This is a genomic window from Pseudomonas sp. Z18(2022), from assembly GCF_036346535.1.
Taxonomy (GTDB): Bacteria; Pseudomonadota; Gammaproteobacteria; order Pseudomonadales; family Pseudomonadaceae; genus Aquipseudomonas; species Aquipseudomonas yamanorum_A.
Genome location: NZ_JAOTOA010000013.1, coordinates 102042 through 122106, shown reverse-complemented (window position 1 = coordinate 122106; position 20065 = coordinate 102042). Strand labels below are relative to the sequence as shown.

17 protein-coding genes are annotated in these 20065 nt (G+C 59.2%); all 17 read right to left on the bottom strand.

Going from position 1 to position 20065, the window contains the following annotated elements; genetic code table 11:
* Positions 1-79: 79 nt before the first annotated feature.
* On the bottom strand, positions 80-1399 hold the full coding sequence (gene tilS, locus V3W39_RS23055; protein ID WP_330213382.1) for a tRNA lysidine(34) synthetase TilS: 1320 nt from the start codon (positions 1397-1399) through the stop codon (positions 80-82).
* 190 nt (positions 1400-1589) lie between these two features.
* The gene (locus V3W39_RS23050) at positions 1590-2537 is read right to left on the bottom strand and encodes an acetyl-CoA carboxylase carboxyltransferase subunit alpha (RefSeq protein WP_177042033.1); all 948 of its coding nucleotides are present in this window, start codon (positions 2535-2537) and stop codon (positions 1590-1592) included.
* 140 nt (positions 2538-2677) lie between these two features.
* Complete coding sequence (gene dnaE / locus V3W39_RS23045; RefSeq protein ID WP_294733352.1) at positions 2678-6199, bottom strand: DNA polymerase III subunit alpha; 3522 nt, start codon at positions 6197-6199, stop codon at positions 2678-2680.
* Between the two features lie 76 nt (positions 6200-6275).
* On the bottom strand, positions 6276-6908 hold the full coding sequence (gene rnhB / locus V3W39_RS23040; protein ID WP_177042029.1) for a ribonuclease HII: 633 nt from the start codon (positions 6906-6908) through the stop codon (positions 6276-6278).
* Positions 6905-8044, bottom strand: coding sequence for a lipid-A-disaccharide synthase (gene lpxB / locus V3W39_RS23035; protein WP_177042027.1), 1140 nt, complete (start codon positions 8042-8044; stop codon positions 6905-6907). The genes rnhB and lpxB overlap by 4 nt, the downstream gene beginning before the upstream one ends.
* Positions 8045-8046: 2 nt before the next feature.
* Positions 8047-8823: an acyl-ACP--UDP-N-acetylglucosamine O-acyltransferase gene (gene lpxA / locus V3W39_RS23030; protein WP_177042025.1), complete on the bottom strand. Its 777-nt coding sequence runs from the start codon at positions 8821-8823 to the stop codon at positions 8047-8049.
* On the bottom strand, positions 8820-9260 hold the full coding sequence (gene fabZ, locus V3W39_RS23025) for a 3-hydroxyacyl-ACP dehydratase FabZ (protein ID WP_003219309.1): 441 nt from the start codon (positions 9258-9260) through the stop codon (positions 8820-8822). The genes lpxA and fabZ overlap by 4 nt, the downstream gene beginning before the upstream one ends.
* A 110-nt stretch (positions 9261-9370) precedes the next feature.
* Entirely contained in the window at positions 9371-10426 is a 1056-nt protein-coding gene (lpxD, locus tag V3W39_RS23020) for a UDP-3-O-(3-hydroxymyristoyl)glucosamine N-acyltransferase (protein WP_330213381.1), read from the bottom strand.
* Positions 10427-10429: 3 nt separating this feature from the next.
* The gene (locus V3W39_RS23015) at positions 10430-10933 is read right to left on the bottom strand and encodes an OmpH family outer membrane protein (protein ID WP_003219314.1); all 504 of its coding nucleotides are present in this window, start codon (positions 10931-10933) and stop codon (positions 10430-10432) included.
* Between the two features lie 45 nt (positions 10934-10978).
* The gene (gene bamA / locus V3W39_RS23010) at positions 10979-13366 is read right to left on the bottom strand and encodes an outer membrane protein assembly factor BamA (RefSeq protein WP_177042021.1); all 2388 of its coding nucleotides are present in this window, start codon (positions 13364-13366) and stop codon (positions 10979-10981) included.
* 74 nt (positions 13367-13440) lie between these two features.
* Complete coding sequence (gene rseP / locus V3W39_RS23005; protein WP_177042019.1) at positions 13441-14793, bottom strand: sigma E protease regulator RseP; 1353 nt, start codon at positions 14791-14793, stop codon at positions 13441-13443.
* Positions 14794-14846: 53 nt separating this feature from the next.
* Positions 14847-16037, bottom strand: coding sequence for a 1-deoxy-D-xylulose-5-phosphate reductoisomerase (gene ispC, locus V3W39_RS23000; protein ID WP_330213380.1), 1191 nt, complete (start codon positions 16035-16037; stop codon positions 14847-14849).
* Positions 16034-16840 (bottom strand): phosphatidate cytidylyltransferase, encoded by an 807-nt coding sequence (locus V3W39_RS22995; protein WP_177042014.1) that lies wholly within the window; start codon positions 16838-16840, stop codon positions 16034-16036. Before V3W39_RS22995 ends, ispC begins: the two co-directional genes overlap by 4 nt.
* Positions 16840-17595 (bottom strand): polyprenyl diphosphate synthase, encoded by a 756-nt coding sequence (uppS, locus tag V3W39_RS22990; RefSeq protein ID WP_177042013.1) that lies wholly within the window; start codon positions 17593-17595, stop codon positions 16840-16842. The genes V3W39_RS22995 and uppS overlap by 1 nt, the downstream gene beginning before the upstream one ends.
* A 17-nt stretch (positions 17596-17612) precedes the next feature.
* On the bottom strand, positions 17613-18170 hold the full coding sequence (frr, locus tag V3W39_RS22985) for a ribosome recycling factor (protein ID WP_177042011.1): 558 nt from the start codon (positions 18168-18170) through the stop codon (positions 17613-17615).
* A complete protein-coding gene (gene pyrH / locus V3W39_RS22980; protein WP_003219327.1) occupies positions 18167-18910 on the bottom strand; it encodes a UMP kinase in 744 nt (247 codons plus the stop codon). Before pyrH ends, frr begins: the two co-directional genes overlap by 4 nt.
* Positions 18911-19120: 210 nt before the next feature.
* Complete coding sequence (gene tsf / locus V3W39_RS22975) at positions 19121-19984, bottom strand: translation elongation factor Ts (protein ID WP_088423000.1); 864 nt, start codon at positions 19982-19984, stop codon at positions 19121-19123.
* Positions 19985-20065 lie beyond the last annotated feature (81 nt).

Below are 20065 nucleotides of genomic sequence, written 5' to 3'. Positions count from 1 at the left end.
TAATCGGCAACTCCTGCGATTCAGGCGAATCCACAGAAGTTGTATCAAGAAGGGAGCGTAGTCTACCGGAAAGGCTCTATCAGCTCAAACCTTGATCGCAGGTTGGTGGCATCCAATGTAATTGCCAGCCGGTACCGCCACCTGTCGCAAGCCCCGGCAGGTTGGCCACAGCCAGCAATTGTTGGCCCCGATACAGCAGCGGCAATCTGCCACGGATGAAGCCTGGTATCGCACTTTCGTTAAGCAAACGCTTCAGGTCACGCCGGCCCCGGCCTGGCAATTCCATGATTTCGCCGCCCTGGCGATAACGGATGCTCAAGGGGCCCTCAGGTGCGCTGCCACTGAAATGCAGTTGGCCGTTACCGGGTAACTGTAGTGGGTTTTGCGGGTGCGACCAGTTCACCGCCGCGTCAGAAAATTCCGACCAACTGGCGGGTAACCACCAGATCTGCCCGGCACAGCGGTGCAATTCACCGTCGGCCAGGCGCCACAGGGGCTGTGCGTCTTCCCTGGCGTCGCGCAAGGTCGACCAACCCGCCCAGTGTTCGCTGTCGGGCAAGCGTGTCAACGGTGTCAGCCAGTGCATGAGTGCGTTGCGCTGGCGGGCCTCGGAGAGCGCGGCAAGCGGCTCAAGGGTCAGCGAGGGCAACGCCAGCCAGGGAAACGCCGAGAGTCGGCTCGCGGCAAGCAGGTCCATTTGTGCCAGTTCGTCGAGCAGGCCCTGGGCTTCGCTCAAGTGTTCGGCGCTGCGGGCCATGGTGCTGACGGCCTGAGGCCAACGCTCGGCAAGCTGCGGGAAAACATGGTGGCGCAGGTAATTGCGCGAGAAACGCGGATCGGCGTTGGACGGGTCTTCGATCCAGGTTAAGTCCTGCTCGCGGGCGTAGGCTTCCAGATCGGCGCGGGATACCGTCAGCAAGGGTCGAACCAGATATCCGCCCGCCAACGGACGTTGCGCGGGCATTGCCGCCAGCCCACGTACACCAGCCCCACGTAACAAGCGAAACAGCAAGGTTTCGGCCTGATCGTCGCGGTGCTGGCCGGTGATCAGCAACTCCCCTGCCCCGGTGACCTGGGCAAACGCCTGATACCGCGCCTCACGGGCGGCACGCTCCAGGCTTGCGCCTTGTTGCACCTGCACACGGATCACCCGCAGGGGCACGCCCAGGGCGTCACACACGGCCTGGCAATGAGCCGGCCACGCGTCAGCCGCAGCTTGCAGCCCATGATGAACATGCAGCGCACTGAGTTGCGGAAGGTTGTCAGTTTTGGCCAGAGTGGCCAGAAGGTGCAGCAGGACGGTGGAGTCGAGACCGCCGGAGAACGCGATATGCCAGGCCGGGGCGTTGCGCCAGGGGGCAAGGGTTTGCAGAAGTTTGGCGGTTAAGGTGGGCTTCATAGCAAAGAACGCCATCAATCTGGAATGCGACAACCCAGCATACACAAAGCAAATGTGGGAGCTGGCTTGTGTGGGAGCCGGGCTTGCCCGCGATGCAAACAACTAGGTTTATCTATTGCACCGAGTTGATGCCATCGCAGGCAAGCCAGCTCCCACACAAGCCCGCTCCCACATTTAATACGGCGTCGACTTAGAGACCGTAGCTCATCAGTCGCTCGTAACGACGGGCCAGCAGCGCCTCGTTGTCGAACTTCTTGAGCATCGCCAGTTGCGAGCCGAGTTCGGCACGAATGGTCGCGGCCGCGGCAGCCGGGTCACGGTGGGCGCCGCCCAATGGCTCGGCGATCACTTTGTCCACAATGCCCAGGCCTTTCAGGCGATCAGCGGTGATGCCCATGGCTTCGGCAGCGTCCGGTGCTTTCTCGGCGGTTTTCCACAGGATCGAGGCGCAACCTTCCGGCGAGATCACCGCATAGGTCGAATATTGCAGCATGTTCAACTGGTCGCAGACGCCAATGGCCAGTGCGCCGCCGGAACCGCCTTCACCGATCACGGTCGCGATGATCGGCGTCTTCAGACGCGCCATCACTCGCAGGTTCCAGGCAATCGCTTCGCTCTGGTTGCGCTCTTCAGCGTCAATACCTGGGTAGGCGCCCGGGGTGTCGATGAAGGTCAGGATCGGCATCTTGAAGCGCTCGGCCATTTCCATCAGGCGGCAAGCCTTGCGGTAGCCTTCGGGGCGCGGCATGCCGAAGTTGCGGCGAACCTTCTCGCGCACTTCACGGCCTTTCTGGTGACCGATCACCATCACCGGCTGGTCGTCCAGGCGGGCGATACCGCCCACGATGGCCGCGTCGTCGGAGAAATGACGGTCGCCGTGCAGCTCATCGAACTCGGTGAAAATGTGCTCGATGTAGTCCAGGGTGTACGGACGGCGCGGGTGGCGGGCCAGGCGCGCGATCTGCCAACTGGTCAGCTTGCCGAAGATGTCTTCGGTGAGCGTGCTGCTCTTGTCTTGCAGGCGAGCGATTTCATCGCCGATATTCAGCGAATTGTCATTGCCGACCAGGCGCAGTTCTTCGATCTTGGCTTGCAGGTCAGCGATCGGCTGTTCGAAATCAAGAAAATTCGGGTTCATAAGCGTCCGTCTTGGGTCGACGGCCAGGGAGTGCCTGGCCAGCCGGTTGTCTATTCGCGCCCTACCTTAAGGGAGAGGCGTGTTTAGGTCGAGATTAAATATTGGGTCGAGATCAGGCGTTCTTGGTACCGCCTGACCCATCAACGGTATTGGAGGAAGACGTTGTCACGCCCGAACTGGTCACGCAATGCTTGAATCAAGCCATCAGCGGGATCAATTCGCCACGTCTCACCAAACTGCAACATCGCCTTGGCATCGTCGCGGGTGTACTCCATGGTCACCGGGCAGGCGCCACGGTGGCGTTTAAGCAAGTCACCCAACCAGCGTAGCTGATCGCCTTTGAGCGCATCGGTCTTGACCTTCAGGCGCAGGCTTTCGGCCAGGTTGGTGCGGGCATCTTCCATGCTCATCACGCGTTTGATCCGCAGGCGCAGGCCGCCGGAGAAGTCGTCGTTGCTGACCTCCCCTTCCACCACCACCATGGCGTCGGTCTGCAGCAGCGACTGGGCGGAGTGGAACGCATCGGCGAACAACGAAGCTTCGATCCGGCCCGAGCGGTCGTCAAGGGTGATGAACCCCATCTTGTCGCCCTTTTTGTTCTTCATCACCCGCAGGGCGATGATCATGCCCGCGACGGTCTGGGTATCCCGCGCCGGCTTCAGGTCGATGATGCGCTGACGGGCGAAACGCCGGATTTCACCTTCATACTCGTCAATCGGGTGACCGGTGAGGTACAGACCCAGGGTGTCCTTCTCGCCCTTGAGGCGCTCCTTGAGGGTCAGGTCCTTGGCCTTGCGATGGTTGGCGTAGACGTCGGCGTCTTCTTCGACGAACAGCCCGCCAAACAGGTCGGCGTGGCCACTGTCGTGGGTGCGGGCAGTCTGCTCGGCAGCCTTGATCGCTTCTTCCATGGCAGTCAGCAATACCGCGCGGTTGCGGTCGATGTTGGCCTGGTATGCCTTCGGCTCATCATGGAAGTACGGGCCCAGGCGATCCAGGGCGCCGCTGCGGATCAAGCCATCCAGGGTACGTTTGTTGATGCGCTTGAGGTCGACCCGGGCGCAGAAATCGAACAGGTCCTTGAACGGCCCGTCCTGGCGCGCTTCGGTAATCGCCTCCACCGGGCCTTCGCCCACGCCCTTGATCGCGCCGAGGCCATAAATGATGCGGCCTTCGTCGTTCACCGTGAACTTGAACTCGGAGGTGTTCACGTCCGGCGCGTCGAGGCGCAGCTTCATGGTGCGCACTTCCTCGATCAAGGTCACGACCTTGTCGGTGTTGTGCATATCCGCAGACAGTACCGCGGCCATGAACGGCGCCGGGTAGTGAGCCTTCAGCCACGCGGTCTGGTAGGAAACCAGGCCATAGGCGGCGGAGTGGGACTTGTTGAAGCCGTAACCGGCGAATTTCTCCACCAGGTCGAAGATGTTACCGGCAAGGTCAGCGTCGATATTGTTGGTGGCGCAACCTTCAATGAAACCGCCGCGCTGCTTGGCCATTTCCTCGGGTTTTTTCTTACCCATGGCCCGACGCAGCATGTCGGCGCCACCCAGGGTGTAGCCGGCCATCACCTGGGCGATCTGCATCACCTGTTCTTGATACAGGATGATGCCGTAGGTCGGTGCCAGTACGGGCTTGAGGCCTTCGTACTGGTAATCGGAGTGCGGGTAGGCCAGTTCGGCACGCCCGTGCTTACGGTTGATGAAGTCATCCACCATGCCCGATTGCAGCGGGCCCGGACGGAACAGGGCCACCAGTGCGATCAAGTCTTCCAGGCAGTCGGGCTTGAGCTTTTTGATCAGCTCTTTCATGCCGCGGGATTCAAGCTGGAACACGGCCGTGGTTTCGGCTTTTTGCAGCAACTGGTACGTTGGCTTGTCGTCCAGCGGGATAAACGCGATATCCAGCGGCGGCTCATCGATCTTGGCGCGCTCGCGGTTGATGGTCTTCAGCGCCCAGTCGATGATCGTCAGGGTACGCAGGCCGAGGAAGTCGAACTTCACCAGGCCGGCCGCCTCCACGTCATCCTTGTCGAACTGGGTTACCAGGCCGTCGCCCTCTTCGTCGCAATAGATCGGCGAAAAGTCAGTCAGCTTGGTAGGAGCGATCACTACACCACCGGCGTGTTTACCGACGTTACGCACCACGCCTTCAAGTTTGCGCGCCATGTCCCAGATTTCAGCCGCTTCTTCATCGACCTTGATGAAGTCCCGCAGGATTTCTTCTTGCTCGTAGGCTTTTTCCAGGGTCATGCCGACTTCAAACGGGATCATCTTCGACAGGCGGTCAGCCAGGCCGTAGGACTTGCCCTGCACCCGGGCCACGTCGCGGATTACCGCTTTGGCCGCCATGGAACCGAAGGTGATGATCTGGCTTACAGCGTTGCGGCCGTATTTCTCGGCTACGTATTCGATAACCCGGTCGCGACCGTCCATGCAGAAGTCGACGTCGAAGTCGGGCATCGATACCCGTTCCGGGTTAAGGAACCGTTCGAACAGCAGGTCATATTCCAGCGGGTCGAGGTCGGTGATCTTCTGCACATAGGCCACCAGCGACCCGGCACCCGATCCACGGCCTGGGCCCACCGGCACGCCGTTGCTTTTGGCCCACTGGATAAAGTCCATTACGATCAGGAAGTAACCGGGGAACCCCATCTGGATGATGATATCCAGCTCGAAATTCAGCCGATCGACGTAGACCTGGCGCTTGGCTTCATAATCTTCAGTGGTGTCCTTGGGCAGCAGGACGCTCAGGCGCTCCTCCAGACCGTCGAAGGATACCTTGCGGAAATACTCGTCGATGGTCATGCCATCGGGAATCGGGAAGTTGGGCAGAAAGTGCTTGCCCAGCTTCACTTCAATGTTGCAGCGCTTGGCGATTTCAACGGAGTTTTCCAGGGCCTCGGGGAGGTCGCTGAACAACTCGGCCATTTCATCGGCGCTTTTGAGGTACTGCTCTTCGCTGTAGTTTTTCGAGCGGCGCGGATCGTCCAGCGCCCGGCCTTCGCCAATACAGACGCGAGTTTCGTGGGCCTCGAAGTCTTCCTTCTTGATAAAGCGCACATCGTTGGTCGCCACCAGCGGCGCGCCGAGCTTTTCAGCCAGGGCTACGGCGGCGTGCAACTGCTCTTCATCGTTGGGACGATTGGTGCGCTGGATTTCCAGGTAGAAGCGGTCGGGGAACACGTCCATCCATTCACGAGCGAGCACTTCGGCCTCGTGAGGATTGCCGCCCAACAACGCGATACCGATTTCACCCTCTTTGGCCGCCGAGAGCATGATCAGCCCTTCGCTGGCTTCGGCCACCCATTCACGCTCGATGATGATCGAGCCGTTGCGCTGGCCGTCGATAAAACCGCGGGAAATCAGTTCGGTGAGGTTGCGATAACCAACGCCGTTCATCGCCAGCAGGCTGATGCGGCTCAGTGGGTTATCCGGGTCTTTGTTGGACAGCCACAGATCGGCGCCGCAGATCGGCTTGATGCCGGCGCCCATGGCGGCCTTGTAGAACTTGACCAGGGAACACATGTTGTTCTGGTCGGTCACCGCCACGGCGGGCATGTTCATGCCCACCAGGGTCTTGACCAGGGGTTTGATCCGTACCAGGCCGTCGACCAGGGAGTATTCAGTGTGCAGGCGCAGGTGAACGAATGAAGCCGGCATAGTGATCCTGTCTAAAAACGTGGAGACAACAAGGCCCGGATTGTACCGGGCCTTGGCAAAAACATCAGCCTTGCTGCTAAACCTCGATCAGGCTTTCCCGAGCCTCGTAAGCCTGGCGAACCGGGGCGAACGAGCGTCGGTGGATCGGGGTCGGGCCAAGACGAGCCAGAGCTTCCAGATGAACGGGCGTCGGGTAGCCCTTATGTCCACCCATCCCGTAGCCGGGATAGATCAATTCGAACGCTGCCATTTCACGATCACGGCTGACTTTGGCGAGGATCGAGGCGGCGGCAATCGCCGGCACCTTGCTGTCACCCTTGACCACCGCTTCCGCCGGCATGGTCAGCTTGGGGCAGCGGTTGCCGTCGATCATCGCCATTTTTGGCGTGATGTGCAGGCCCTCAATGGCGCGCTGCATGGCCAGCATGGTGGCGTGCAGGATATTCAATTTGTCGATTTCTTCGACTTCAGCCCGGGCGATGTGCCAGCTCAGGGCTTTCTCACAGATCTCGTCAAAGAGCTTTTCGCGACGGGCTTCGGTGAGTTTCTTCGAGTCGTTGAGGCCGAGGATCGGGCGGTTCGGATCGAGAATCACCGCAGCCGTGACGACCGCGCCACACAGCGGGCCACGACCGACTTCGTCAACACCGGCCACCAGATCAAGGGCATCGGCTACCAGGCTGAAATCCAGGCCCATCTGCGTCTTCATAGGGCTTCCTGTTTATGGCCGATCAAGGTCAGCACCGCATCCGCCGCCTGGTTCGACGCATCGCGGCGCAAGGTACGGTGAATCTCGTCGAAACCACGGGTCTGTTCTTCGCCGCCGTCGATCAGCGGGAAAAGGGTTTGTGCCAGGGCTTCAGGCGTCGCATCGTCCTGCAGCAATTCGGGCACCAGCAGGCGCTGGGCCAGCAAATTGGGCAGGGAGATGTAGGGGCTTTTGACCATACGCTTGAGAATCCAATAGGTCAGCGGCGCCAGGCGATAGGCCACGACCATCGGGCGCTTGTAGAGCAAGGCCTCCAGGGTCGCGGTGCCGGAGGCGATCAACACTGCATCGCACGCCGCCAGGGCCAGGTGCGAGCCGCCGTCGAGCAGGGTCAACGGCAAGTTGCGCCCTACCAACAATTCTTCAATTTGCACACGGCGCTGAGGGCTCGCGCACGGCAATACGAAGCGTACGCCCGGCTTCAAGGCTTGCAGGCGTTCGGCGGCATCAAAAAACAGTGCGCCAAGACGACCGACTTCACCGCCACGGCTACCCGGCATCAAGGCCACCAACGGCCCGTCAGGCAAGCCCAGCTCGGCGCGAGCGGCAGCGCGGTCGGCCTGGAGCGGAATGGTGTCGGCCAGGGTATGGCCGACAAACCGCACCGGTACGCCCTTCTCTTCGTAGAACCGGGCCTCGAACGGCAGCAGGGTCAGCATCAGGTCGCAGCCTTCGCGGATCTTCAGCACGCGCTTTTGCCGCCACGCCCACACGGACGGGCTGACGTAATGCACGGTCTTGATCCCGGCCTGACGCAACTTGAGTTCGATATTGAGGGTGAAGTCCGGAGCGTCGATTCCGATAAAGACGTCGGGCTTTTCTTCGATCAGGGTCTGGATCAGTTTCTTGCGGCGGGCCAGCAGCTCGCGCAAGCGGCCCAGTACCTCCACCAGCCCCATGACCGACAAGCGTTCCATGGGAAAGTAGGACGTCAGGCCTTCAGCCTGCATCAGCGGACCGCCGACACCGATGAATTCAACCGCAGGATGCTGGGCCTTGAGGGCTCGCATCAGGCCTGCACCGAGAATATCGCCGGAAGCTTCTCCGGCCACCAACGCTATACGCAGCTTGGCCATGATCAGCGGGTGATGCCGCGAGTCGACGACTGGATCGAGTCACGGAATGTCGCAACTTCGGGAAACAGTGCGGCCGGCTCCGTCAGTTCGGTCAAGGCCTGGTCCACCGTCAGCCCCTGGCGGTAAACCACTTTGTAGGCACGGCGCAGGGCATGGATCGCGTCTTCGCTGAAGCCACGACGGCGCATGCCTTCGAAGTTCATGCTGCGGGCTTCTGCCGGGTTGCCGAATACCGTGACAAACGCCGGAACGTCCTTGCCAATGGCGGTACCCATGCCTGAAAAGCTATGGGCGCCGATATGGCAGTATTGATGCACCAGGGTGAAGCCGGACAGGATCGCCCAGTCATCAACGTGCACGTGGCCAGCCAACGCAGTGTTGTTGACCAGGATGCAGTGGTTGCCGATCACGCTGTCATGGCCGATGTGCGCATAGGCCATCACCAGGTTGTGATCGCCCAGAGTGGTCTCGGCGCGGTCCTGGACGGTGCCGCGGTGAATGGTCACGCCTTCACGGATGATGTTGTGATCACCGATTACCAGGCGCGTTTCTTCACCCTTGTACTTCATGTCCGGGGTGTCTTCGCCTATCGATGAAAACTGATAGATGCGGTTGTGTTTGCCAATCCGCGTCGGGCCTTTGAGGATCACGTGCGGCCCGATGACTGTCCCCTCGCCGATTTCCACACCTGCGCCGACGATCGACCAAGGGCCGACCTCAACGTCGGCGGCCAACACGGCCGTCGGATCGATGATTGCGCGAGGGTCAATCAAACTCATAGTTTGCGTTCCGCACAGATGATTTCAGCCGAGCACACCGGCTTGCCGTCGACCGAGGCCTGGCATTCGAACTTCCAGATCTGGCGCTTGCAGCTGATGAACTTGGCTTCCAGGATCAACTGATCGCCCGGGGTGACCGGGTTGCGGAAGCGCAGTTTGTCGGAGCCCACGAAATAGTAAAGCGTGCCATCGGCAGGCTTCAGGTCGAGCATTTTGAAACCAAGGATACCGGCAGCCTGGGCCATTGCTTCGATGATCAAGACGCCCGGCATGATGGGATGCGCAGGGAAGTGACCGTTGAAGAACGGTTCGTTGATGCTGACATTCTTGTAGGCACGAATGCGCTTTTCCTCAACATTGAGGTCCGTCACCCGGTCCACCAGCAGGAACGGATAACGGTGAGGCAGGTATTCGCGAATCTCGTTGATGTCCATCATTTCGGGGGGAAGCCTGTAATAAAGATTGGGAGCGTGCGGACTAAGGCACGCCCCTCTAGCAAATCAAGGAGGCAGTCTAGCGGCTGTGCACACTTGATATGGAAATGGTATCAGCCATCTGATGAAGCATTACCGCCAGGGGTCACGTCCCCAACACGCTTTTCCAGATGTTTCAGGCGCCGAGCGATGTCGTCGAGCTGCCTCAGACGCGCCGCGCTCTTGCGCCATTCGGCCGCAGGCTGCATGGCCGTACCGGATGAATAGGCCCCAGGTTCGGTAATCGAATGGGTCACCATGGTCATGCCGGTGATGAATACGTTGTCGCACACTTCGATATGACCTACCAGGCCAACACCGCCGGCGAGCATGCAATGCTTGCCAATCTTGGTGCTACCGGAAATCCCTACGCAGGCTGCCATGGCAGTGTGATCGCCAATCTGCACGTTGTGAGCAATCTGAATCTGGTTATCCAGTTTCACGCCGTTACCTATGACGGTATCGGCCAAGGCGCCGCGGTCAACAGCGGTATTGACGCCAATTTCAACGTCATCGCCGATCAACACGCCGCCCACCTGGGCAATCTTGTTCCATACACCTTTGGAATTGGCGAAGCCGAAGCCCTCGCCACCGATCACGGCACCCGACTGAATCACTACACGTTCGCCAATGCGTACGTCGTGGTACAGGGTCACACGCGGGGCCAGCCAGCCACCGGCACCAATCTCGCTACGGGCACCGATAAAGCTTTGCGCGCCGATCGTCACGTCCGCCCCGATGCGCGCACCACTTTCGATCACCACAAAAGCACCGATGCTCGCGGCAGGATCGACCTGCACGTCATCGGCGATCACCGCCGTAGGATGGATACCGGCAGCAGCCTTGGGTTTTGGATCGAACAGGTGCGAAACCCGGGCATACGCCAGGTACGGGTCGGCAACAACCAACGCATCCCCGGCAAACCCTTCGGCATCAGCGGCCTTCAGCAACACGGCTGCGGCACGGCTGTCGCCCAGGTATTTACGGTATTGTGGGTTTGCCAGGAAGCTCAACTGAGCTGGGCCAGCCTCCTGCAAGGTGGCTAGCCCAGTGATTTCCTTCTCCGGGGAGCCACGCAAGGTGGCCCCCAGGAACTCGGCCAATTGACCGAGCTTGATAGTCGCAGTCATGGCTTACTTCAGCTGATTCATGCGCTCGATCACCTGACGGGTGATGTCGTACTGAGGTTTAACGTCGATGACGGCACCGCGTTCGAATACCAGGTCAAAGGCACCTTTCTTGATGACTTCTTCCACAGCGCTGTCGAGTTTCGGCTTGAGCTGCTTGAGCATTTCACGGTCAGCAACAGCTTTGGCTTCGTTCAGCTCCTTGGACTGGAACTGGTAGTCACGGGCCTTTTGCTTGAATTCAAGCTCCAGACGCTCGCGCTCACCTTGCTGCATCTTGTCACCACCGGCAACCAGACGGTCCTGGATACCCTTGGCGCTGCTTTCCAGAGTCTTCAGCTTGGTCAGTTGCGGACCGAACTTCTTCTCGGCATCCACGGCGTATTTCTTGGCCGCGTCGGATTCCAGCAGGGCCATCTGATAGTTCAGAACAGCAATCTTCATTTCGGCAAAGGCCGGGGTCGCTACCAGGACAGTCGCCAGGAGAACCAATTGAGTCAACTTACGCACGATGCACTCCTACAGAATCCGTTGTCGTTATCTTGGGTCAGACGCTTAGAACGTCTGGCCGAGGGAGAATTGGAAAATCTGGGTTTCAGCGTTATCCGGTTTCTTGATCGGCATGGCCAGAGCAAAGCTCAACGGGCCCAGCGCCGTCACCCAGGTCACGCCCACACCGACAGAACTCGCCAGGTTGCTCAGACTTACGTCGTTGCACTGCGTGTTGGACTTCGAGCCATTGGGGTTGGTGACCTGTTCGCACTTGGAGTCGAACACGTTACCCACATCCCAGAAGACCGAAGTACGCAGGGAACGTTGATCTTTCACGAATGGCAGCGGGAACAGGATCTCCGCACCACCCTGGATCAGAACGTTACCACCGAATGGCAGCGGGTCGTTGTCCGAGTCAGCCACAGTACCTTGGTTACCGGTCACACCCACGCCACGGCTTGGAGTACCACGAGGACCCAGGGTGCTGTCCTTGAAGCCACGTACCGAGTTGAAACCACCAGCATAGTAGTTCTCATAGAACGGCAAGCCGCTGGTCGAACCATAACCATCGCCATAACCCAGCTCGGTGTGCAGGCGCATGGTGTAGTTTTCGCTCAATGGCTGGAACAACTGGCCACGGTAGTCGAGTTTGAAGAACGACAGGTCGCTGCCCGGCGTGGTTGCTTCCAGAGTCAGGCTCTGGGAATGGCCACGGGTTGCCAGTACACCTTTGTTCAGGGTCGATTCCGACCAGCCGGCCGAAGCCTTGAAGTTCAGGAACTGGTCGCCTTCTTTACGCACGAAGTTGAAGATCTCATCCACGGTGTACACACCGGTCTTGATCTTGTCTTGTTGCGCGGTCAGGCCGAAGGTCAGACGCGAGGTCTCACTGATCGGGTAACCAATGTTGGCGCCAACACCCAGGCTGTCGATTGCATAGCTTGCAACGTCGACGTCGAGGTCTTTGTAGTCGGTTGTGCGGTAGAAGGCGTTGTAGCCCAGGCTCACACCGTCAGCAGTCCAGTAGGGGTCGACATAACCGAAGTTATAGCGGCTCTGGTATTCGCTTCGGGTCAGGCCGATGGAAACCTTGTTACCGGTACCGAGGAAGTTGTTCTGGGTGATCGAACCACCGAGGATCAGGCCGGCGCTCTGGGCGAAACCGACACTGGCGGTAATCGAACCGGAAGCCTGCTCTTCTACGGCGTAGTTCACGTCAACCTGGTCATCCACACCCGGTACAGCCGGGGTTTCGACGTTGACTTCTTTAAAGAAGCCCAGACGCTCAAGGCGAACCTTGGACTGGTCGATCAGGTAAGTCGACGCCCAGCCACCTTCCATCTGACGCATTTCACGGCGCAGCACTTCGTCGGCAGACTTGGTGTTGCCACGGAAGTTGATGCGGTTCACGTAGGCGCGCTTGCCCGGATCGACGACGAAGGTGATGTCCACGGTGTGGTCTTCATCATGCGGGGTCGGTACGCCGTTGACGTTGGCGAAGGTATAGCCTTCGTTACCCAGGCGACGGGTGATCAGCTCGGACGTGGTGGTCATCAGCTTGCGCGAGAACACCTGGTCTTTCTGCACCAGCAACAGGGACTTGACCTGGTCTTCAGGCACTTTCAAGTCGCCGCTGAGCTTGACGTCACGAACCTTGTACTTCTCGCCTTCGTTGACGTTGACAGTGATATAGACGTGCTTCTTGTCCGGGGTGATGGACACCTGGGTCGAAGCAATATCCATGTTGATATAGCCACGGTCCAGGTAGTAGGAACGCAGGCGCTCCAGGTCACCGGACAGTTTTTCACGAGCGTACTTGTCATCGTTCTTGAAGAACGACAGCCAGTTGGTGGTCTTGAGTTCGAACAGGTCGATCAGGTCATCATCGGAGAACTTGGTGTTACCCACCACGTTGATGTGCTGGATGGCCGCCACGGTGCCTTCGTTGATGTTCACCTTCAGGCCGACGCGGTTACGCGGCTGCGGCACGACCTCGGTCTCGACAGTAGCCGAGTAACGACCCTGCGCGACGTACTGGCGTTGCAGCTCGTTACGTACGCCTTCGAGGGTGGCACGCTGGAAGATCTCGCCTTCGGCAAGGCCCGATTGCTTCAGGCCTTTCATCAAGTCTTCAGTGGAGATCGCCTTGTTGCCTTCGATCTCGATACTGGCGACAGACGGCCGCTCGACGACAGTGATGACGAGGACGTTACCTTCGCGACCCAGTTGGATATCTTGAAAGAACCCGGTTTTGAACAGCGCACGAGTGGATTCCACCAGGCGACGGTCATCAGCCTGTTCCCCGACGTTCAACGGCAAGGCACCAAAGACGCTACCCGCGGAAACCCGCTGGAGGCCGTTGACGCGAATATCGGAGATGGTGAAGGACTCGGCGTGAACTTCGGCGATCATCAATACGGTGAGAACCGCAGTTAGCAGCAGACGTTTCATGAAGTCCTTTCTTATTCCAACTGGCAATAAACAAACTGCCGCAAAATGCGGCAGATTCGCAATTCAGCGAAGCGTTACAGTCGTCCCAGATCGTTGACCAAGGCTAACAACATCACCCCGACCACCAAACTGATACCGATCTGTATCCCCCAACCCTGCACCCGATCCGACAAGGGGCGACCACGCACCCACTCGACCAGATAAAACAACAGATGCCCCCCATCCAATACTGGAATGGGCAACAAATTCAGAACCCCAAGGCTAATACTCAGATAAGCCAGGAAATTCAGGAAATCTACAACGCCCGACTGTGCAGAAGCGCCCGCCACTTTAGCAATGGTTATCGGTCCACTCAAGTTTTTTACCGAGAGCTCGCCGAACAACATTTTCTTGAGGGAATCGAGGGTCAGCACACTCATGGTCCAGGTGCGTCTCGCGCCCTCGCCAATTGCCGCCAACGGCCCGAAACTGACCTCTCGCACCATCGAAGGTGGCCACTCGACACCCTTGACCCCTGCACCCAGGTAACCCCCGGCTGCCTTGGCTTCCCCGCGAACCGCCAGGGTCACAGGGATGTCGATTTGAGCACCCTCGCGCTCAACTTTCAGCACAATTTTGGTATCAGGGCGTACACGCACCAGGTCGACCACTTGCTGCCAATCGTTGAGCGCCTGGCCATCCAGCGCCAGCAGGCGATCACCGGTTTTCAGACCCGCGGCCTGGGCCGGCCCCTTCGGATCCAACTCTGCCAGTACCGGCGGCAAGGCCGGGCGCCATGGGCGAATACCCAGGGACTTGATCGGATCAGGCTCATCGGAGCCCTTCAGCCAGTGGTCCAGGGTGAGCTCGCGCGGCGTTTCAGCCGTGGAGTCCGGCTCGCGCACCACCAACTTGACGATGCCGCTTTCACCCAGGCGACGCACCAACTGCAAATTGACCGCCCCCCAACCCGTGGTTGGCTCGCCATCAACTGCAACAATTTCTTGACCGGCAGTCAGGCCAGCCTTGGCCGCCATGCTGTCCGCCTCGACGGCACCAATGACCGGGCGCACCTGCTGGCTGCCCAACATGGCCAGGACCCAGAAAAACACCATGGCCAACAGAAAGTTGGCGATCGGGCCTGCCGCCACAATGGCAATACGCTGACGAACGGTCTTGCGATTAAAGGATTGGTCCAACTGATCAGCTGGCACTTCGCCTTCACGCTCATCGAGCATCTTGACGTAGCCGCCCAGCGGAATGGCAGCAATCACAAACTCGGTACCGCGACGGTCGTGCCAACGCAGCAAGGGCATGCCGAAGCCTACGGAAAAGCGCAGTACCTTGACGCCGCAACGACGCGCGACCCAGAAATGGCCGAACTCGTGGAAGGTGACCAGCACACCCAGAGCAACCAGGGTGCCGACAATCATGTAGAGCGCACTCATCTAATTTCTCCGCATTTCAATCCAGTGCCTGAAGGCTCAAACACGCCAAAAGGCTAACGCGTATTGCGGTTCAACCATTGCTCGGCCAAGGCCCGGGCCTTGGCATCCGCCTCGAACACCGCGCCAAGGTCATTCACGGCGACGACGGGCTCAACGCTTAAAACGTCCTCGATGATACTCGCGATCTGCGGAAAGCGGACGCGCCGATCAAGAAACGCCGCCACGGCCACTTCGTTGGCCGCATTCAGCATCGCCGGCGCACTATTACCCGCATCCGCAGCTTGCCGCGCAAGACGCAGGCAAGGGAAGCGCTGCTCGTCAGGCGCTTCGAAATCCAGGCGGGCAATGGCAAACAGATCCAGGGGTGCAACACCCGAGTCAATGCGCTCCGGCCAGGCCAGTGCATTGGCGATCGGCGTGCGCATGTCCGGGTTGCCCAACTGGGCCAAGACCGAACCGTCCACGTAATCCACCAGGGAATGAATCACACTTTGCGGGTGAATCACCACCTCGACCTGATCCGGCCGGGCGTCAAACAGCCAGCAGGCCTCGATCAACTCCAGGCCCTTGTTCATCATGCTTGCCGAGTCCACCGAGATCTTGCGCCCCATGGACCAGTTCGGATGAGCACAGGCCTGGTCAGGGGAAACATGCTCCAGCTCGGCCAGCGGCGTCTGCCGGAACGGACCGCCAGAGGCTGTCAGCAGAATCCGACGCACACCCACCTGGCTCAGCCCACGGGCGAAGTCAGCGGGCATGCACTGGAAAATCGCGTTGTGTTCGCTGTCCAGCGGCAACAGCACGGCGCCGCTCTTGCGCACGGCCTGCATAAAGAGCGCGCCGGACATCACCAGGGCTTCTTTATTGGCCAGCAGAATCTTCTTGCCTGCATCAACGGCGGCCAGGGTCGGACGCAAACCGGCAGCGCCGACAATCGCGGCGACCACGGTGTCGACATCAGGATCAGCCGAAACCTGGCACAACCCCTCCTCCCCTACCAACACCCGGGTCGCCAGGCCCGCCGCGCGCAGGTCATCCTGCAAACCACGCGCAGCTGTCGCTTGCGGCACGACTGCGTATTGCGGCGTGTGCCGCACACACAGCGCCAACAGCTCGCTCAGGCGACTGAAGCCGGTCAATGCGAATACTTGATAACGCTCGGGATGACGGGCAATCACATCGAGTGTGCTGAGCCCCACCGAGCCGGTAGCCCCCAGCACGGTGACCTGTTGCAGGCGGCTCACGAGGCAGCCATCCACAACAGAACGGCAAAAATCGGGATCGCAGCCGTCAGGCTGTCGATACGGTCAAGCACACCACCGTGACCCGGCAGCAGGTTGCTGCTGTCCTTGATCCCGGCCTGACGCTTGAACATGCTTTCGGTGAGGTCACCGACCACCGAGATGAACACGACCACCGCCGCACCCACCAGGGCCAGGAGCATTTCCTTGACGGTCCAGCCGCGCACCACACCGACCACAATCGTAATCACCAGGGTCAATGCCAGGCCGCCATACACGCCTTCCCAGCTTTTGCCCGGGCTGACAGCCGGCGCCAGCTTGCGCTTGCCGAAAGCACGGCCGGAGAAGTAGGCTCCGATATCGGCGCCCCACACCAGCACCATCACCGCCATGATCAGCCAGTTACCCAACTGCATGTGCTTGATGTAGACCAGGCCTTGCCAGGCAGGCAGCAGAATCAAAAGGCCGATCACCAGCTTGCAGGCGACACTGGACCAGTGACTGCTGGTGCCTGGATAGGTCAGCACCAGATACGTCGCCAACGCCCACCACAACACCGCCGCACCCAGCACCCAAGGTGCCACGCCCGGCAGGATGTACATCAGGAACATCAACAGCGCCACGACAGCGGCGTACACCACACGAGGCAACTGCGCGGCGAAACCCGCCAGGCGCGCCCACTCCCATGCACCCAGCGTCACAACCAGGCCGATGAACAGCGCGAAATTCGCCCCTTCAAGCAGGAAAAACCCGCACAGGGCAATAGGCAGCAGGATCAGCGCCGTGATGATTCGTTGTTTAAGCATTAAACCCGGGCTCCAGCTTCGATCTGCTCGCTCGTTTTACCGAAGCGACGCTGACGGGAAGCGAAATCGGCCAGCGCGTTGCGCATGGCATCGTGTTTGAAGTCCGGCCAGAACAGGTCGGAGAAGTACAATTCGGTATAGGCCAACTGCCACAACAGGAAGTTGCTGATGCGGTGGTCGCCACCGGTACGAATGCACAGATCGGGCAGCGGCAGGTCGCCGGTCACCAGACAGGTTTGCAACAGTTCGGGCGTGATGTCTTCCGGACGCAAATGGCCGGCCTGCACTTCGCGCGCCAGACGCTGCGCAGCCTGGGCGATATCCCACTGGCCGCCGTAGTTGGCTGCAATCTGCAGCACAAAACGGTCACTGCCGGCAGTGATTGCCTCGGCTTCGCGCATCGCCGCCTGCAACTCTGGATGGAACCGCGAGCGGTCGCCGATGATGCGCAGGCTGATGTTGTTCTCGTTCAGGCGCTTGGCCTCACGACGCAGGGCCTTGAAGAACAGGTCCATCAAGGCACTGACCTCCTCGGCCGGGCGCTGCCAGTTTTCACTGGAGAACGCGAACAAGGTCAACACTTCGACCTTGGCCTCGGCACACACCTCGATCACGGCACGCACAGCATCGACACCCGCTTTATGCCCGGCAACACCCGGCATAAAGCGCTTCTTCGCCCAGCGATTATTCCCATCCATGATGATCGCGACATGGCGCGGCACCACGGAGGGCACAGTCTGCTTGGTCTTTTCCATGAAGGCGTCCTGACCCTTTATACGGCCATCAGGTCCTTTTCTTTATCTTCCGTGGCCTTGGTGATCTGGGCCTCGGCGTCTTTCGTCAGCTTGTCGATATCAGCAACGGCACGGCGCTCTTCGTCTTCGCTGATTTCCTTGTCCTTGACCAGTTTCTTCAGGTCACCCAAGGCATCACGACGGATGTTGCGCACGGCAACACGTGCATCTTCAGCGGCGCTGCGGGCCTGCTTGGTGAAGCCCTTGCGGGTTTCCTCGGTCAGGGCCGGCATGGAGATCAGCAGCAATTCGCCCAGGTTGGTCGGATTGAGGTTCAAGCCGGCGCTCTGGATGGCCTTGTCGACAGCGCCGAGCATGTTGCGCTCGAACGCCACGACCTGCAGGGTACGGGAGTCTTTTACGGTGATGTTGGCCACTTGGGTGATGGAGGTATCAGTGCCGTAGTACGGCACCATCACACTGCCCAGAATGCTTGGGTGGGCCTTGCCGGTACGAATCTGGCCAAATGCATGGTTCAGAGACTCCAGGGATTTGTGCATGCGCTCTTGAGCGTCTTTTTTGATTTCGTTGATCATTGTTCGATTTCCTCGATCAGAGTCCCTTCCGCGCCGCCGTGTACGATGTTCAGCAGGGCGCCGGGCTTGTTCATGTTAAATACGCGCAACGGCATCTTGTGGTCGCGGCACAAGCAAATTGCCGTCAGGTCCATCACGCCCAGCTTGCGATCCAGTACTTCATCATAAGTCAGATGATCGAACTTCTCGGCATGCGGGTCTTTGAATGGGTCTGCAGTGTAAACACCGTCAACCTTGGTGGCCTTGAGCACCACGTCCGCGTTGATCTCGATACCACGCAGGCACGCAGCCGAATCGGTGGTGAAGAACGGATTACCGGTACCGGCAGCAAAAATCACTACCTCCTTGGCATCCAGATGACGCATGGCTTTGCGACGATCATAGTGATCGGTTACGCCAACCATGGAAATAGCCGACATCACGATCGCGGTGATATTGGCGCGCTCCAGGGCGTCACGCATGGCCAGGGCGTTCATCACAGTGGCCAGCATGCCCATGTGGTCGCCCGTCACCCGATCCATGCCAGCGGCGCTGAGTGCCGCACCGCGGAACAGGTTGCCGCCGCCGATCACCAGACCGACCTGAACACCGATACCGACCAGTTGGCCGACTTCCAGTGCCATGCGGTCGAGTACTTTGGGATCAATCCCAAACTCTTCCGACCCCATCAGGGCCTCGCCGCTAAGCTTGAGTAGAATGCGTTTATAGCGAGCCTGATGACCACTGCCCTGCTGAGCCATTGCGAATCTCTCCTGCGGCGTATTTTTGAAAATTCTTGGCAAGCCGTTTACGGCCTGCGTTCACTCTAGCTTGACGCTGTCACAGCGCCATCGGAACACGGCTTTGTAAGCCAGTTCCAAAGGGAAACCAATAAAAATTGATCACCCCATTTGAAAAGAGGCTGCGCGCGTAAGCGGGCAGCCTCTTTTGGGCGACAGTTGAAAACTGTCTTACTGCTTGGCGGCAGCCAGCTGGGCGGCAACTTCTTCAGCAAAGTTGTCGACCGGCTTCTCGATACCGTCGCCTACTTTGTAGTAGGTGAAGGAAACGATTTCAGCACCGGCTTTCTTGGCCAGCTCGCCAACCTTGATTTCAGGGTTCTTGACGAACGCCTGCTCAACCAGGGAAGCCTCAGCCAGGAACTTGCTGATACGGCCCTTGATCATGTTTTCAACGATGTTTTCCGGCTTGCCGGCGATTTTGTCAGCGTTGAGGCTCAGGAACACGGCTTTTTCGCGTTCGATTGCTTCAGCGGACACTTCCGATGGCAGCAGGAATTCAGGGTTGCTGGCCGCTACGTGCATAGCGATGTCTTTGGCCAGTTCAACGTTGCCGCCTTTAAGGGCAACCACAACGCCGATCTTGTTACCGTGCAGGTAACCACCGACAACATCACCTTCAACGCGAGCCAGGCGACGGATGTTGACGTTTTCGCCAACCTTGCCGACCAGTACCAGGCGAGCAGCTTCTTGAGCTTCGATCAGCGGAGCGACGTCAGTCAGCTTGTCAGCGAACGCTTTTTCAACGCTTGCAGCAACAAATGCCTTGAAGTCGTCCTGCAGAGCCAGGAAGTCGGTCTGGGAGTTCACTTCCAGCAGAACGGCGGTCTTACCGTCTTCTTTAAGAGCGATAGCGCCTTCAGCAGCAACGTTGCCTGCTTTCTTGGCAGCCTTGATGGCGCCCGAAGCACGCATGTCATCAATGGCTTTTTCGATGTCGCCGCCGGCCTTGGTCAAGGCCTTTTTGCAATCCATCATGCCTTCGCCGGTACGCTCACGCAGTTCTTTAACCAACGCTGCAGTAATCTCTGCCATTTTCAAAATCCTCTTGGATAGGTTTTCAACCATTCCACCCGATTGAACGGGCGATCAATTCTTCCCGAACCACCCTTGTAG

What these genes read in the sequence shown, in the direction of transcription:
- lpxD (WP_330213381.1), bottom strand. Translation starts at nt 10,426, where the DNA reads ATGACTGCGACTATCAAGCTCGGTCAATTGGCCGAGTTCCTGGGGGCC.
- V3W39_RS23050 (WP_177042033.1), bottom strand. Translation starts at nt 2,537, where the DNA reads ATGAACCCGAATTTTCTTGATTTCGAACAGCCGATCGCTGACCTGCAA.
- tilS (WP_330213382.1), bottom strand. Translation starts at nt 1,399, where the DNA reads ATGAAGCCCACCTTAACCGCCAAACTTCTGCAAACCCTTGCCCCCTGG.
- lpxA (WP_177042025.1), bottom strand. Translation starts at nt 8,823, where the DNA reads ATGAGTTTGATTGACCCTCGCGCAATCATCGATCCGACGGCCGTGTTG.
- rnhB (WP_177042029.1), bottom strand. Translation starts at nt 6,908, where the DNA reads ATGAAGACGCAGATGGGCCTGGATTTCAGCCTGGTAGCCGATGCCCTT.
- pyrH (WP_003219327.1), bottom strand. Translation starts at nt 18,910, where the DNA reads ATGGCTCAGCAGGGCAGTGGTCATCAGGCTCGCTATAAACGCATTCTA.
- bamA (WP_177042021.1), bottom strand. Translation starts at nt 13,366, where the DNA reads ATGAAACGTCTGCTGCTAACTGCGGTTCTCACCGTATTGATGATCGCC.
- fabZ (WP_003219309.1), bottom strand. Translation starts at nt 9,260, where the DNA reads ATGATGGACATCAACGAGATTCGCGAATACCTGCCTCACCGTTATCCG.
- frr (WP_177042011.1), bottom strand. Translation starts at nt 18,170, where the DNA reads ATGATCAACGAAATCAAAAAAGACGCTCAAGAGCGCATGCACAAATCC.
- dnaE (WP_294733352.1), bottom strand. Translation starts at nt 6,199, where the DNA reads ATGCCGGCTTCATTCGTTCACCTGCGCCTGCACACTGAATACTCCCTG.
- rseP (WP_177042019.1), bottom strand. Translation starts at nt 14,793, where the DNA reads ATGAGTGCGCTCTACATGATTGTCGGCACCCTGGTTGCTCTGGGTGTG.
- tsf (WP_088423000.1), bottom strand. Translation starts at nt 19,984, where the DNA reads ATGGCAGAGATTACTGCAGCGTTGGTTAAAGAACTGCGTGAGCGTACC.
- lpxB (WP_177042027.1), bottom strand. Translation starts at nt 8,044, where the DNA reads ATGGCCAAGCTGCGTATAGCGTTGGTGGCCGGAGAAGCTTCCGGCGAT.
- V3W39_RS22995 (WP_177042014.1), bottom strand. Translation starts at nt 16,840, where the DNA reads ATGCTTAAACAACGAATCATCACGGCGCTGATCCTGCTGCCTATTGCC.
- uppS (WP_177042013.1), bottom strand. Translation starts at nt 17,595, where the DNA reads ATGGAAAAGACCAAGCAGACTGTGCCCTCCGTGGTGCCGCGCCATGTC.